This window comes from Streptomyces sp. R302, from assembly GCF_012927245.1.
Taxonomy (GTDB): domain Bacteria; phylum Actinomycetota; class Actinomycetes; order Streptomycetales; family Streptomycetaceae; genus Streptomyces.
Map to the genome: position 1 here is coordinate 409,264 of NZ_JABBGE010000007.1, position 13,559 is coordinate 422,822.

The 13,559-nt window shown below is 76.2% G+C and carries 13 protein-coding genes; all 13 read right to left on the reverse strand.

From position 1 onward, the window contains the following. Positions 1-106: 106 nt before the first annotated feature. On the reverse strand, positions 107-1,495 hold the full coding sequence (locus tag HHL19_RS23680; protein WP_169092302.1) for an ATP-binding cassette domain-containing protein: 1,389 nt from the start codon (positions 1,493-1,495) through the stop codon (positions 107-109). Continuing rightward, positions 1,492-2,310 (reverse strand): ABC transporter permease subunit, encoded by an 819-nt coding sequence (locus HHL19_RS23685; RefSeq protein ID WP_169092303.1) that lies wholly within the window; start codon positions 2,308-2,310, stop codon positions 1,492-1,494. The genes HHL19_RS23680 and HHL19_RS23685 overlap by 4 nt, the downstream gene beginning before the upstream one ends. Then, positions 2,307-3,263 (reverse strand): ABC transporter permease, encoded by a 957-nt coding sequence (locus tag HHL19_RS23690; protein WP_206325151.1) that lies wholly within the window; start codon positions 3,261-3,263, stop codon positions 2,307-2,309. The genes HHL19_RS23685 and HHL19_RS23690 overlap by 4 nt, the downstream gene beginning before the upstream one ends. Further along, positions 3,251-4,819, reverse strand: coding sequence for an ABC transporter substrate-binding protein (locus HHL19_RS23695; RefSeq protein WP_169092304.1), 1,569 nt, complete (start codon positions 4,817-4,819; stop codon positions 3,251-3,253). Before HHL19_RS23695 ends, HHL19_RS23690 begins: the two co-directional genes overlap by 13 nt. Next, the gene (locus HHL19_RS23700; protein ID WP_169092305.1) at positions 4,816-5,622 is read right to left on the reverse strand and encodes a class I SAM-dependent methyltransferase; all 807 of its coding nucleotides are present in this window, start codon (positions 5,620-5,622) and stop codon (positions 4,816-4,818) included. Before HHL19_RS23700 ends, HHL19_RS23695 begins: the two co-directional genes overlap by 4 nt. Continuing rightward, positions 5,619-6,905: an MFS transporter gene (locus HHL19_RS23705; protein WP_169092306.1), complete on the reverse strand. Its 1,287-nt coding sequence runs from the start codon at positions 6,903-6,905 to the stop codon at positions 5,619-5,621. The genes HHL19_RS23700 and HHL19_RS23705 overlap by 4 nt, the downstream gene beginning before the upstream one ends. Continuing rightward, entirely contained in the window at positions 6,902-7,975 is a 1,074-nt protein-coding gene (locus HHL19_RS23710; protein WP_169092307.1) for a dipeptide epimerase, read from the reverse strand. The genes HHL19_RS23705 and HHL19_RS23710 overlap by 4 nt, the downstream gene beginning before the upstream one ends. Beyond that, the gene (locus tag HHL19_RS23715; RefSeq protein WP_169092308.1) at positions 7,972-9,108 is read right to left on the reverse strand and encodes a pyridoxal-phosphate dependent enzyme; all 1,137 of its coding nucleotides are present in this window, start codon (positions 9,106-9,108) and stop codon (positions 7,972-7,974) included. The genes HHL19_RS23710 and HHL19_RS23715 overlap by 4 nt, the downstream gene beginning before the upstream one ends. Next, positions 9,105-9,884, reverse strand: a complete 780-nt coding sequence (locus HHL19_RS23720; RefSeq protein ID WP_240981845.1) for a DUF364 domain-containing protein — start codon at positions 9,882-9,884, stop codon at positions 9,105-9,107. Before HHL19_RS23720 ends, HHL19_RS23715 begins: the two co-directional genes overlap by 4 nt. Positions 9,885-9,970: 86 nt before the next feature. Further along, the gene (locus HHL19_RS23725) at positions 9,971-11,248 is read right to left on the reverse strand and encodes an ATP-grasp domain-containing protein (protein WP_169092309.1); all 1,278 of its coding nucleotides are present in this window, start codon (positions 11,246-11,248) and stop codon (positions 9,971-9,973) included. A gap of 160 nt (positions 11,249-11,408) precedes the next feature. After that, entirely contained in the window at positions 11,409-12,083 is a 675-nt protein-coding gene (locus tag HHL19_RS23730; protein WP_346768401.1) for a DUF1345 domain-containing protein, read from the reverse strand. A gap of 151 nt (positions 12,084-12,234) precedes the next feature. After that, positions 12,235-12,600, reverse strand: a complete 366-nt coding sequence (locus HHL19_RS23735) for a zinc ribbon domain-containing protein YjdM (protein ID WP_169092311.1) — start codon at positions 12,598-12,600, stop codon at positions 12,235-12,237. Positions 12,601-12,665: 65 nt separating this feature from the next. Continuing rightward, positions 12,666-13,496, reverse strand: a complete 831-nt coding sequence (locus HHL19_RS23740) for an SDR family oxidoreductase (RefSeq protein ID WP_169092312.1) — start codon at positions 13,494-13,496, stop codon at positions 12,666-12,668. Positions 13,497-13,559 lie beyond the last annotated feature (63 nt).

Below are 13,559 nucleotides of genomic sequence, written 5' to 3' on the forward strand. Positions count from 1 at the left end.
CGCCCGCGCCCGCCCGTCGTACTGTCGGATGCCACGAGAAGCGGGGTCGCGCGCGCTCGTATCACCCAAGTGAATGCCCTGATCAGGGAGTTGATCAGAGAGTTGATCAGGGTGAGGTGGTGAGACGTCCGGCGTCGAGGGCGGCGGTGCGGTCGGCGAGGGTGTCGGCGGCGGCGCGGTCGTGGGTGATGAGGACGAGGCCGAGGCCGCGGCGGTCGCGGAGTTCGGCGAGGTGGGCGAGGAGGGTGTCGCGGGTGGCGGGGTCGAGGCCGGAGGTGATCTCGTCGCAGACGAGGATGGCGGGCTCGGCGAGCAACGACCGCGCGACGGCCGCCCGTTGGAGTTCTCCGCCGGAGAGGGCGCCGGGTCGGTGCCGGGCCGTCGCCTCGGCCAGGCCGAGCCGTTCCAGGGTGCGTACGGCGGCGCGGTGGGCGGTGTGGCGGTCGGCGCCGCGCAGGCGCACGGCGGTGCGGGCCACCTGGTCGAGGACCGGGCGGTGTTCGTCGAAGGCGGCCTTCGGGTCCTGGAAGACGTACTGGACGGCGGCGAGCTGGGAGCGGCTGCGGGCGCGCAGGCCGCGCGGGAGCGGGGTGCCGTCGAGCAGGAGGGTGCCGTCGTGGGCGGAGTGGAGGCCGGCCAGGCAGCGGCCCAGGGTGGTCTTGCCGCTGCCGGAGCGGCCGGTGACGGCGAGGCACTCCCCCGGTTCGACGGCGAGGCCGAGCCCGTGGAGGACGGGGAGCGGGCCGTGCCGGGCGGTGAGGTCGCGGACGACGAGCCGGGCCGCGGCCGCCGGTCCCCTCGGCCGGCGGGGCGCGGGGGCCGGGGCGGCGGGCAGGACCTCGGCGGTGGGGCCGCGGCGGGTCACGCGGCCGGCCGTGAGGACGACCGTCTCGTCGGCCAACTGGCGGACGACGTCGTGGTCGTGGCTCAGGAGCACGACGGCGACGCCCTGGGCGGCGACGTGGGCGAGGGTGTCGACGAGGCCCTGCCGGGTCGCCGGGTCCTGGCCGGTGGTGGGTTCGTCGGCGACGATCAGGCGGGCGCCGAGCAGCAGGGCCTGGGCGAGGACGACCCGCTGCTGCTGGCCGCCGGAGAGCTGGTGCGGGTAGCGGCGCAGGACGAGGTCGGGGTCGGGCAACTGGGCGTCTCGCAGGGCCTGTTCGACGCGGGCGCGGCGCTCCGCGCGGGTGCCGGGGCGGAGGGCGGCGATGTCGGCGAGGAGGGCGCCGGCCCGCCGGACCGGGTGGAGGACGGCGGCGGGGTGCTGGGGCACGTATCCGACGGCTCCGGGGCCCGGGGTGCGGATCGTGCCGGTGACGCGGGCACCGGGCGGGAAGGTGCCGAGGAGGGCGAGCCCGGTGGTGGTCTTGCCGCTGCCGGAGGGGCCGACGAGGGCGGTGATCCGGCCGGCGCGGGCCGTGAGGTCCACGCCGTCGAGGAGGCGGCGGCCGTGCACCTCGACGGTCAGTCCGGCGGTCTCGGCGACGGGGTTCATGTCCGGTCCTCCCCGCCCGGGCCGGGCGTCGGGGTGCGCAGGGCGGCGTCGAAGAGCAGGTTGGTGCCCATGGACAGGGCGGCGACGAGGAGGGCGGGCACGACGACGGCCCACGGCTGGAGGAAGAGGCCGGTGCGGTTGCGGTCCACCATCACGGCCCAGTCGGCGGCGTCGGGTGCGACTCCGGCGCCGAGGAAGGCGGCGGTGGCGACCAGGTAGAGGGCGCCGGTGAGCCGGATCCCGGCGTCGGCGGCCAGGGTGCGGCGCATCGACCGGGCCACGTACCCGAGGGCGGTGCGGGCCCAGGACTCGCCCTGCATACGCAGGGCTTCGACGGCGGGCCGGGCGGCGATCTCGGTGGCCGTGGCGTGGACGACGCGGGCCGCGTCGGGGGCGGCGGCCGCGCCGACGAGGACGGTCAGTCCGGCCGGGCCCGGGGCGAGGGTAGCCGCCACCAGGAGGACGAGGAGCAGGGAGGGGACGGCGAGCAGGACGTCGAGGGGGCGCATCAGGGCCTCCTCCAGCCAGGCGCGGCGGGTGAGCGCGGCGGCCAGGCCGAGCGGGACGGCGATCAGGTAGGCGAGGGCGGTGGCGGAGAGGGCGACGAGGACGACGGAGCGGCCGCCGAGGAGGACCTGTCGCAGGACGTCCCGGCCGGCGAAGTCGCTGCCGAGCGGCCCGGCGGCCGGGTCGAAGGAGACCGTGCGCGGCCCGGCGGGACCGGCGGCGTACGGCCCGAGGACGGCGAGCAGCAGGGGTACGGCGACGAGCGCGGCGCCCAGGGCGTAGCGGGCGGCCGGGGTGGGGCGGTTCACGCGGCGACCTCCGCGCGGGGTGCGAGGCGGCGGGCGACGAGGTCGGCGCCGAGGTTGACGAGGACGGTGACGGTGCCGAAGACGACGGCCGCGCCCTGGAGGACGGGCAGGTCGCGGGCGGCGACGGCGTCGACGGTGACGGTGCCGAGGCCGGGGATCACGAAGAGGGCCTCGACGACGATGACGCCGCCGAGCAGCCAGTCGCAGGTGCGGGCGAGCTGCTGGGCGGCGGGCGCGAGGGCGCCCGGCAGGGCGTGGGTCCAGCGGACGCGGGCGCCGGGGACGCCGTACCGGATCGCCTGGGCGACGTACGGGGAGGCGAGCGCGTCCACCATCCCGGCGCGGACCAGGCGGCTGAGGGTGCAGACGGGGCGGGCGGCGAGCACGAGGACGGGCAGGACGAGGACGGCGGGCGCGGCGAGCGGGTCGACGCCGACGGCGGTGGGCGGCAGCCAGCCGAGCCACAGGCCGAAGGCGGTGGCGAGGAGGACGCCGAGGGCGAACTCGGGGACGGAGTGGACGGCGAGGGTCAGGGCGCTGAGGGTCCGGTCGAGCGGTCCGCCCTCGCGCCGGGCGCAGGCGACGCCGAGCCCGACGGAGAGCGGCACGAGGAGGACGAGGGTGGCGGCGGCGAGGAGCGCGGTGGGGCCGAGCGCCCCGGCGAGGAGTCCGGCGACGGGCCGGCCGCTGACGAGGGAGGTGCCGAGGTCGCCGTGGAGGAGGGCGGTGAGGCGGTCGAGGAGGCGGTCGGTCAGGGGCCGGTCGAGGCCCAGTCCGGCGCGGATCGCGGCGATGCGGTCCGGGTCGGGCTGGTCGCCGGCGAGGGCGACGGCCGCGTCGCCGGGCAGGGCCTCGGTGAGGAGGAGGACGAGGAGGACGACGGCCGCCGTCTGCGCCCCTCCGAGGAGCAGACGGCGGCCGATCCAGGGGAGGTGTCGGGTCACGTCAGCCAGGTCTTGTCGAAGCGCGCCCAGTCGAGGGTGTTGGCGGGGGCCTCGGTGTCGACGCCGTGGAGGCCGGGGGCGGTGCCGACGATCCAGTCGGAGAAGCCCCAGATCAGGAAGCCGCCCTCGTCGTGGAGGCGGCGCTGCATCCGCTCGTAGAGGGCGGTCCTGCGGGCCTCGTCGGGGGTGGACTGGGCCTCGCGGTAGAGGGCGTCGAAGTCGGCGTGGCGCCAGTGGGTGGCGTTGGTGGTGGAGCCGGTGAGGAGGCGCTGGGAGATGTGGGACTCGATGGGCATGGCGCCGGAGCGGTAGGAGGCGAAGGTGCCGCCGTCGAGGATGTCCTTCCAGTACGTGTCCTTGTTGCCGACCTTGACCTCGACGGTGACGCCGGCCTTGGCGGCCTGTTCCTTGAAGATGCCGGCCGCCTCGACGAAGCCGGGGGCGGCGGGGGCGGTGTCGAGGGTGACCTTGAGGTGTTCCTGGCCGGCGGCCTTGAGGAGGGCGCGGGCCCGGTCGAGGTCCTGGGTGCGCTGCGGGATGCCGGACGCGTAGTACTTGTAGCCCTTGCCGAAGAGGTCGTTGCCGATCTCTCCGGCGCCGGAGAGGGCGCCGTCGACGAGTTCGCGCCGGTCGGCGATGAGCTGGAAGGCCTGGCGGACCCGCTTGTCGTCGAAGGGCGGCCGGTCGGTCTTCATGGCGAAGCCCTGGAGGGAGCTGCCGGGCAGCCGGACGATCCGGATCCGGCCGCCGTGTTCGTGGGTGCGGGCGGTGGCGGGGGCGAGTTCGTGGGCGTACTGGACCTGGCCGGCGAGGAGGGCGGAGCTGCGGGCGGACTCCTCGGAGGCGACGACGAACTCGACCCGGTCGAGGTGGGGCGCGCCGTCCCAGTAGGCGTCGTTGCGGGTGACGACGAGGGAGCGGCCGGGGGTGAAGGAGGCGAAGCGGAAGGGGCCGGAGCCGACGGGTCGGTCGAAGGCGGTGGTGCCGGCGGGGATGATGCTGGTGCCGAACGCGGCGAGGACGTTGGGGAATTCGGCGTAGGGGCGCTTGAGGCGGAATTCGACGGTGCTCGCGTCGAGGGCGCGGCTGGCGGCGAGGTCGATGGGTTCCAGGGAGGCCTTGGCGCGGAAGGCGGCCTTCGGGTCGGCGATGCGGCGGTAGCTGGCGAGGACGTCGCCGGCGGTGACGGGCCGGCCGTCGTGGAAGCGGGCCGGGCGGAGGGTGATCTTCCAGGTGTCGAGGGTGCGGTTGGGTTCCCAGCGGGCGGCGAGCCGGGGCACGGGGGCGAGGTCGGAGCCGAAGTCGGCGAGCTTGTCGTAGAGGGCCTTGGCGCGGGCGGCGTCGACGAAGAGGTTGGCGGCGTGCGGGTCGAGGGTCTCGGCCGCGCCGCCGCCGGCGAAGGCGGCGCGCAGGGTGCCGCCGCGCTGCGGGCCTTCGGCGGCGGCGCGGCCGTCGGCGGTGCCGGGTCCGGTTCCGGTGGCGCAGCCGGCGGTGAGGGCGAGGGCGGCGGTGGCGAGGAGGAGGCGCCGGCGGGTGCGGGCGACGAGGAGGCGGGGGCTGGTCACGGTGTGCTTTCTCCCGGGGTGGGGCGGTGGAGGCGGGCGACGAGGTGGAGGCGGTCGGCGCTCAGGCGGGTGCCGGGCGGGTCGTCCTCGCGCCAGGGGGGTTCGGTGCGGGGGCCGGGGCCGTCGTACAGGGCGAGGACGTCGAAGCCGGCGACGGCGAGGAAGTACCGCAGCTCCTGCGGGAAGAGGAGCCGCCAGGCGGTGTGCTCCTCGTGCGGCGGGGAGCCGTCGTCGGCGGTCCAGGCGCGGTGGCGGCGCAGGAGTTGGGCGGGGTGGTCGATCCGGAGGGTGGTCGTGGAGGTGTGGGTGGTGGGGCCGCGCCGGAAGGTGGCGGTGACGGGTCCTTCGAGGAGGGAGGGGTCGCCGAGGAGGTGGGCGCCGTTGCGCATCTCGGCGACGAGGAGGCCGCCGGGGGCGAGGTGGCGGGCGCAGACGGCGAGGGTGGCGGCGAGGTCGGTGTTGGTGTGGCAGTGGAGGAGGGCGCTGTCGAGGCAGAGGACGGCGTCGAAGACGCGGCCGAGCTCGGCGTCGCGCATGTCGGCGTGGCGGTAGTCGGGGCCGGGGTGGTGGCGGCGGGCGTGGGCGAGCATGGGCGCGGCGGTGTCGACGGCGGTGACCCGGCGCCCGGCCCGGTGGAGCCAGGCGGCGTCGCGGCCCGTGCCGCAGCCGAGGTCGAGGACGCGGGGGCCGGATCCGTACCGGCGGAGGGTGGCCTCGGCCCAGCGGGCGGCGAGGCGTTCGGGGTCGGGGAACCGCTCCTCGTACAGCTCGGGGTGGTCGGTGAGGAGGTTGCCGGTGGTCATCGGGTCTCGCTGCGGGGTCGGGGCGCTTCGTGGGCCGGGGCGGGGGGTTCGGGCAGGGCTCCGCGGCGGTGGAGCAGGGCGACGGCCAGGGCCGAGGCGAGGCCGAGGGCGGTGCAGCAGGCGTACGGGAGCCAGGCCGGGCCGCCGCGGGCGGCGGCGTCCATGGCGGCGCCGACGCCGACTCCGATGGCGGCGGCGGCCACTCCGGAGACGGCGTGGAAGAGGCCGTAGCGGGTGCCGGTGAGGTCCGCCCTGCCGAAGGCGGGGACGAGTTCCATGACGAACGGCTGGGCCGTCATCAGCCCCGCGTACAGCAGCAGGACGCCCACGAGGACGGGGAGGAGGCGGGCCGGGTGCGGCTCGCCCGCGCCGGCGACGAGCAGCGGGGGCAGGAAGCCCAGCCCGGCGAGGGCGATTCCGGCGGCGACCCAGCGGCCCCGGCCGCCGCCCCGCGCGGTGAGCCGGCGGGTGAGCCGGAGCTGGCCGAGGAGTCCGGCGAGGGTGCCGACGACGAAGAGGAGTCCGACGGCGCCGGGCAGCCCGGTGACCTCCCGGACGGTGTGCGGCAGCAGCAGGTAGAGCTGGCTCTCCAGGCCGTAGAGTCCGGCGGTGGCGAGGGCGAAGGCGGCGAAGCGCGGGTCGGCGGCGGCCTCCCGCCAGTCGCCGAGGACGGTGCCGGCCGGCGGCGGCACGGGCCGGGCGGGCAGCACGGCGGCCTGGGCGACGGTCAGCAGCGCGAAGACGGCGGCGGCGGTCACGGCGGCGGTGCGGAAGCCGCCGAGGAGCAGCAGGCTGCCGAGGAGCGGTCCGAGGAGGGCGCCGGTGGTGGCGAAGACCTGGAAGAGGGCGAAGGCCTCGGCCTTGCGGTCGCCGGCCTCCTGGGCGAGGTAGGTGCGCACGGCCGGGTTGAAGAGGGCGCCGGCGAGGCCGCTGAGCACCGAGGCGGCGACGAGGACGGGCAGTCCGTCGCCGAGGGCGAAGAGGCCGAAGCCGAGGGTGCGCAGCGCGCAGCCGGCGATGATGACGCCGCGGGCGCCGAGGCGGTCGGCGGCGGAGCCTCCGATGAGGAAGAGGCCCTGCTGGCTGAGGTTGCGCAGGCCGAGGACGAGGCCGACGGCGACGGCGGAGAGGCCGAGGTCGTCGGTGAGGTGGACGGCGAGGTAGGGGACGAGCAGGTAGAAGCCGGTGTTGACGCCGAGCTGGTTGACGAGCAGGAGCCGTACGGCGGGCGGGAAGCCCTGGACGGCTGCGGGGAGGCCGTGGACGGCGGCGGGGAGCCTCACTTCGGCGCCTCCCCGGGTATCGGTTCGCCCGGGGTGCGGGGCCGTACGCCGAGGCCGGGTCGCTCGGTGGTGCGGACGGTGCCGTCGGTGCCGCCGATGCCGGTCCAGGGGTCTTCGGCGAGGAGGAGGTGGCCGTCGAGGTCGACCCAGCGGGCCCGGTCGGCGAGGTGGACGGCGGGCGCGAGGCCGAGCGAACTCGCCGTGAGGCAGCCGAGCATGAGCGCGGTGCCGCTGCCGCGCAGCGCCTCGTGGATGCGGAGGGCGGCGCGGACGCCGCCGCACTTGGCGAGTTTGACGTTGACGCCGTGGACGCGGCCGGCGAGGGCGACGGCGTCGGTGTGGGTGACGGCGTCCTCGTCGGCGATGACGGGGACGGGGGACGCGGCGGCGATCCGGGCGAGGCCGTCGGGCCGGCCGGGCGGGACGGGTTGTTCGACGGCGGTGACGCCGAGGGCGGCGAAGTGGGGCAGCAGGGCGAGGGTCCGCTCCTCGGTCCAGGCGCCGTTGGGGTCGAGCAGCAGGCTCGCGCCGGGGGCCGCGTCGTGGACGGCGGCGACGCGGTCGAGGTCGTCGGCGGGGTCGGGGGAACCGGCCTTGACCTTCAGGACGGTGAACCCGGCGGCGGCGAGGCGGGCGGCCTCGGCGGCGGCCCGGTCGGGCGGCATGATGCCGAGGGTGCGGGCGGTGGGCGCGGTGGGCGGGCGGGGGCTGCCGAGGAGGCGGTGGGCGGGTCGGCCGGCTCGGCGGGCGGTGAGGTCGAGGACGGCGGACTCGACGGCGGTGAGGACCCCGGCGGGCAGTCCGGCGCCGACGGGGCCCTCGGGGGCGAGTTCGGTCCAGGCGGTCTCGGGGTCCGGGAGCCGTTCGACGGCGGGGCGGACGGCGGCCAGGTGGCGCAGGAGTGCCTCGGTGGGCAGTCCGAGGTAGTCGCTGCTGACGGCTTCGCCCCAGCCGTCGAGTCCGTCGTGCGCGAGGCGGACGTGGACGGCGTCGCGGCGGGCCGTCACGGAGCGGGAGATGCGGAGCGGTTCGGCGAGGTGGAGGGTGGTGGTGGTCCAGGTCAGTCTCATACGGCGCCTCCGGGGGCCGACGGCCGGGCGGCGGGAACGGGGGCGGGGGCGGGCCCGTGGATCGGTGCGGGGGTGCGGCAGCGGGTCCAGCCGACGGCCTCGGCGGCGCGCGGGTGCGGGATCTCCAGCGGCCGGGCGGCCGGGGTGGTGCCGGTGAGTCCGTGGGCGTGGCAGAAGTCGTCGTCGTAGACGGTCCCGAGGTAGCGGTGGGGTCCGTCGGGGAAGACGGTGGCGACGGCGGCGCCGGGCTCGGCGCGGGCGGCCCAGGCGGCGACCAGGGCGACGGCGCCGGTGCTCCAGCCGCCGGAGACGAAGCTGCCGCGGGCCAGGCGGCGGCAGGCGTCGACGGCCTCGGCGGGGCCCACCCAGTGGATTTCGTCGAAGAGTTCGGGGTGGACGTTGCGGGGGCTGATGCTGCTGCCGAGGCCGCGCATCAGCCGGGGCCTGGCGGGCTGGCCGAAGAGGGCGGAGCCGACGGAGTCGACGCCGACGACCCGGAGGCGGGGCCAGCGGCGGCGCAGCGGGCCGATGAGTCCGGCGCTGTGGCCGCCGGTGCCGACGCTGCACACGAGGACGTCGACGTGGTCGAGCTGGGCGACGAGTTCGGCGGCCATGGAGCGGTAACCGGCGGGGTTGTCGGGGTTGTTGTACTGGTCGGGCCAGTAGGCGTCCGGGGTTCCGTCGAGGAGTTCGCGGAGCCGGGCGAGGCGGGCGGCCTGCCAGCCGCCGCGCGGTGCGGGCCGGTCGACGAGTTCGAGGCGGGCGCCGTGGCTGCGGAGCAACTGCCGCATGGACGGTTCGAGTTCGGTGTCGCCGACGAGGACGACGGGGTGGCCGAGGGCCTGTCCGGCGTAGGCGAGTCCGAGGCCGAGGGTGCCGGAGGTGGACTCCACCACGGGGGCGCCGGGGCGCAGTTCGCCGCGCCGGCGGGCGCCGGTGAGCATGGAGACGGCGGCGCGGGCCTTCATCCCGCCGGCGCCGAGGCCTTCGAGTTTGGCCCAGAAGCCGGGGTGGGGGTGGGGCAGCGGGGTGTGGATCCGGGCGACGGGCGTGCGGCCCACCAGGGAGAGCAGCCCGGGTTCGGCGGGCGGCGGGCCGGAGCGGGACAGGGGTGGGGCGGGGGCGAGCGTCATGCGCGGTCTCCGTAGCGGTGGAGGGTGCCGGGGCCGCCGTCGAGCCAGAAGAAGGGGTACGGCTCCGCCGACACGGCGGTCACGCCGGCGCCGAGGAAGCGGGGCAGGACGGCGCTGCCGGTCTGGGCGAACATCACCAGGGGCTTGCCGGTGCGGGCGGCGTGGTCGAGGAGGCCCTGGAAGGTGCCGTTGCCGAGGGTCATCCCGGAGGCGAGGACCGCGCCGCAGCGGTCGAGCAGTCCCGTGGCGTCGGTGTGGACGGCTTCGCCCCACTCGGTGGTGCCGCCCTTGAGGTCGCAGGGCAGATAGCCGAGGCCGCGGGCGCGGAGCCGTTCGAGGAGCGAGTTGACGACGCCGACGACGAGGACGGGACGGCCGGGTGCCGGGTCGGGCAGCAGGTCGACGACGGCGCGGGCGCGGGCCCGGGAGCGGGTGAGGCTGTCGCCGGCCGGCAGCGGGTGGGGCCGGGCGCCGTGCGCGGCGCTGTGGGGGCGCGCGTGGGCGAGGTACGCGTCGAGGGCGGCGATCCGCACGGGGGCGTACGGGTGGTCGAGGAGGTCGGCGACGGTGGCGCCGACGCACTCGTCGAGGGCGCCGGGCGGCAGCGTCCCGGGTTCGACGGCGCAGGATCCGACGGCGGCGTCGAGCCGCAGGCTGAGCACCTCGTTGCGGTAGCCCCGGGCCCGGCCTTCGTGGCGGACGGCCTGGGAGGTGGTGAAGGCGAGCGCGATCCGGGTGCGGGCGGGGTCGGGGCCGTACGCGCCGGCGCGGACCAGGTGGACGAGGTCGGCGAGGGTCCGGACGACGGGGTCGCCGTGGGGGCGGGTGGAGGGGCCGGTTCCCTGTGGGTGCAGGCGCGCGGTCACGCGGGCACCGCCGCCGTGGTCGGGGTGTAGCGGGGGCGCAGGGCGGCGAGCAGGCTCTCGGCGGCGGCGCGGGCGCCGGGGCCTCGGGTGTCGGCGGTCATGACGTGCCCGAGGTAGGCGTTGTTGCTGGTGGCGGCGGAGACGGCCCGGCCGGGTGCGGCGAGGGTGAGCTCCAGGACCTCGGGCCGGTCCCGTACGGCGTCGGCGCCGTCGATGCCGGCGAGGACGCCGTCGGTGTCGGGCAGCAGGAAGGAGATGGCAGCGCTGCGCACGCCGGTCGGGCGGGGCGCGAGGTCGGGCGTGCGGCCGAGGGCGACGTCCACGCAGGCGGCGGCGAGGTCGACGCCGGTGACGTGGCGGACGAGTTCGGTGATGCGGTTGCCCGCCGGGCGGGGGTTGACCTCGACGACGCGGGGGCCTCCGGGGGTGAGCTTGAGCTCGGTGTGGCAGACGACCTGGTCGAGTCCGAGGGCCTCGACGGCCCGCCGGGCGGTGGCGGCGGCCGCGGCGGCGGCGCTCGCGTCGAGGGCGGCGGGGTACATGTGGCCGGTCTCGACGAAGGCGGGGGCTCCGCCGATGCTCTTGTCGGTGACGCCGACGACGTGGGTGGTGCCGCCGGCGGTGACGGTCTCGACGCTGACCTCGGGGCCGTGGAGGAGTTCTTCGAGGAGGACGGCCGGGTTGCGGGCCTGGCCGCGGGCGTTGACGGGGAAGTCGGCGAGGTCCTGGCAGGCACGCTCCAGCTCGTGCTCGTCGCGCACCGCGCGGACGAGCATGCCGGCGCACAGGTCCACGGGCTTCACGACGAGCGGGTAGCCGAGCCGGCGGGCGGCGGCCGTGGCGGCCGCGGCGTCGTCGCAGAGCGCGTACCGGGGTCCGGCGACGCCGGCGGCGGCGAGCGTACGGCGTGTCAGGTCCTTGCGGCAGGCGGCCTCGACGGCATCGGGGGCGGGGCCCGGAAGGCCGAGGCGGTGGGCGGCCCGGGCCACCGCCGGCAGGTAGTAGTCGCAGGAGGAGACCACGCCGTCGAAGCGGAGGACGGCGTGCAGGGCCTCCAGGCGCGGGAGGAGCGCGTCGGGGTCGTTGGTCTCCGCCGTGACGACGTTGCGGGCGGTGAGGAGCGGGTGCGGTCCCTCGTCGGCGGGGGTGGCGCGGAGGTAGTGGTGCAGGTCGCGGGTGACGAAGGTGAATTCGTGTCCGTCCTGGCGGATGGCGGCGGGCAGGAGTCGGCTCATCGACCCCACCCAGCTCTCGATCACCAGCAGATGGGCCACCGGAGTTCCTCTCGGATTGCCGTCGGGTGTGTGCGCCGCAGACGTTATCGGAAATCATTTTCATTTCCAACAGCGGGGTGCGTGCGGGCATGCGGAGGCAGGGCGGAGAGAGACGGATGGAAGTGGGGGGTGGAAGTGGGGGGTGGAAGTGGGGCGGGGTTCAGCCGGCGTCGAGGGCGCCGACGAGGCTCGCCACGGTCACGGTGTTGAAGACGAAGGCGATGACCGCGTTCGCCGAGACGGTCCTGCGCATCTCGCGGGAGGTCACGTCCACGTCGGTGGTGCCGAAGGTGGTCATGACGGAGAGGGCGAAGTAGACGTAGTCCGCCCAGAGCGCGGGGCCGTCGCCGGGGAAGTCGAGCGCCCGCTCGTCCTCCACGAGGTTGTCGGCGTGGAAGGAGACCGCGAAGGCGGTCAGGACGCACACCCAGGCGGTGACGACGAGCGTGAGCGCCACCGCGACGCGGACGCCCGGGGGGAGGTGGGAGCCGAGGTGGCCGGGGCGCCAGACCACCGCGACCAGCAGGGCGGCCGCGGCGATGGAGAGGGAGACGCCGGGTCCGGGGGCGGTGCCGAGCACGTACCGCTGGAGCACCGTGCCGCGCTCCTCGCGGCGCCCGGCCCAGGCGCGGATGGCCTCGGGCGTGGCGGTGGAGAAGGCGGTGAGGGTGACGGCCAGGTAGGTGAGCAGGTACGAGAGGAGGACGAGAACGCCGACGTCGACGGCGGAGAAGCGCTCCGCGTCGTCGAGGACCAGGAGCAGCAGGGCCGCGGTGCAGCCCGCGACGATCCAGCTCACCGCCGAACGGGGGCGCTCGGGGAGCCAGGACTGCACCAGGGGCACGACGGGAGCCTCTCGCCGCGGCGACGGACGACAGGCCACAAGGTACGACATTTCGGGCCCGGAAACGCGAAAGGTCGCGCGGGGGAGGGTGCCACTCCCCCGCGCGACCTCTCCGAGCTCCGCGGCGTCCGCGGGCCTCGGGTCAGGCCTTCTTGACCACGCTCGACTTGAGCTGCATGGGACCGAAGCCGTCCACCTTGCAGTCGATGTCGTGACCGTCGACGCCGTCCACGAGGCGGATGTTGCGGACCTTGGTGCCGGCCTTGATGCCGGTGGGGCTGCCCTTGACCTTGAGCGTCTTGACGACGGTGACCGTGTCGCCGTCGGCGAGCACGTTGCCCACGGCGTCCTTGATCACCTTGGGGCCGCCGGCCTCGGCCTCGGCCTCGGCGGCGGCCTCACCGCCCGCGGGCCACTCGTGGCCGCATTCGGGGCAGACGTACAGCGCACCCATCTCGTAGGTGTAGACGCCGGAGCATTCGGGGCACGGGGGCAGGTTCTCGTTCACCCCTCGATCCTACTGAGCGTTGTGACCAATTGCGAAAATACGCAACCCCCGGGGGCTGGACGCCCTCAGCTCCGGAGGTACGAGGCCCCATTGAGGTCCAGGATCGTGCCGGAGGCCCATTCGGCGGCGGGCGAGGCGAGCCAGAGCACCGCGGCCGCGATCTCGTCCGGGTCCGCGACCCGGCCGAAGGGGCTCTGGGCACGGATCGCGTCGCCCTCGGCTCCGGTGAGGCGGGGCGCGACCCGCTCCGTGGCGAAGAAGCCGGGGGCGACCGAGGCGACGCCGATGCCGTGCGGCCCGAGGGAGACGGCGAGGGACTGGCCGAGGGCGTGCACGGCGGCCTTGGTCGCGCCGTAGGCGGGGTGGTCGGGCTCGCCCCGGAAGGCTCCCCGGGAGCCGATGTTGACGATCCGGCCGGGTGTCCCCCGGTCGATCAGCCGGCGGGCGACGAGGTGGCTCAGGTTGGCCGTGGCGAGCAGGTTCACGGAGACGTGCCGCTGCCAGAGCGCCGCCCACTCCTCGTACGGGGTCTCCGCGAGGGGGTGCAGGAGGTTCACGGCGGCGTTGTTCACGAGGACGTCGATGCCGCCGCCGGCCGCGCCGAGGGCCTCCGCCGCCTCGTCGACGACCCGGGCCGCGTCCGCGGGGTCCGCGAGGTCGCCGCCGACCAGGACGTGGCCGCTCCCCTCCAGGGAGGCGAGGGTGGCGCGGGCCTCGTCGGCGCGGGTGCCGTAGTGGACGGCGACCCGGTCGCCGTTGGCCGCGAACGCCCGGGCGACCGCCCGGCCGAGCCCTCGGGAGGCGCCGCTGACGAGGACGCCGCGGCCGGATTCGGGGAGCTTCACAGGGGACCTTCCAGGTGGGGGACATACCGCACGGACCAGACGGACCGTCATTCTGCCGATACGGCACAGGGCATGGACCCGACGCGGAATCAGCGACTGTCATTTGGAAGGGTT

What these genes read in the sequence shown, in the direction of transcription:
- HHL19_RS23680 (WP_169092302.1), bottom strand. Translation starts at nt 1,495, where the DNA reads ATGAACCCCGTCGCCGAGACCGCCGGACTGACCGTCGAGGTGCACGGC.
- HHL19_RS23700 (WP_169092305.1), bottom strand. Translation starts at nt 5,622, where the DNA reads ATGACCACCGGCAACCTCCTCACCGACCACCCCGAGCTGTACGAGGAG.
- HHL19_RS23710 (WP_169092307.1), bottom strand. Translation starts at nt 7,975, where the DNA reads ATGAGACTGACCTGGACCACCACCACCCTCCACCTCGCCGAACCGCTC.
- HHL19_RS23715 (WP_169092308.1), bottom strand. Translation starts at nt 9,108, where the DNA reads ATGACGCTCGCCCCCGCCCCACCCCTGTCCCGCTCCGGCCCGCCGCCC.
- HHL19_RS23740 (WP_169092312.1), bottom strand. Translation starts at nt 13,496, where the DNA reads ATGACGGTCCGTCTGGTCCGTGCGGTATGTCCCCCACCTGGAAGGTCC.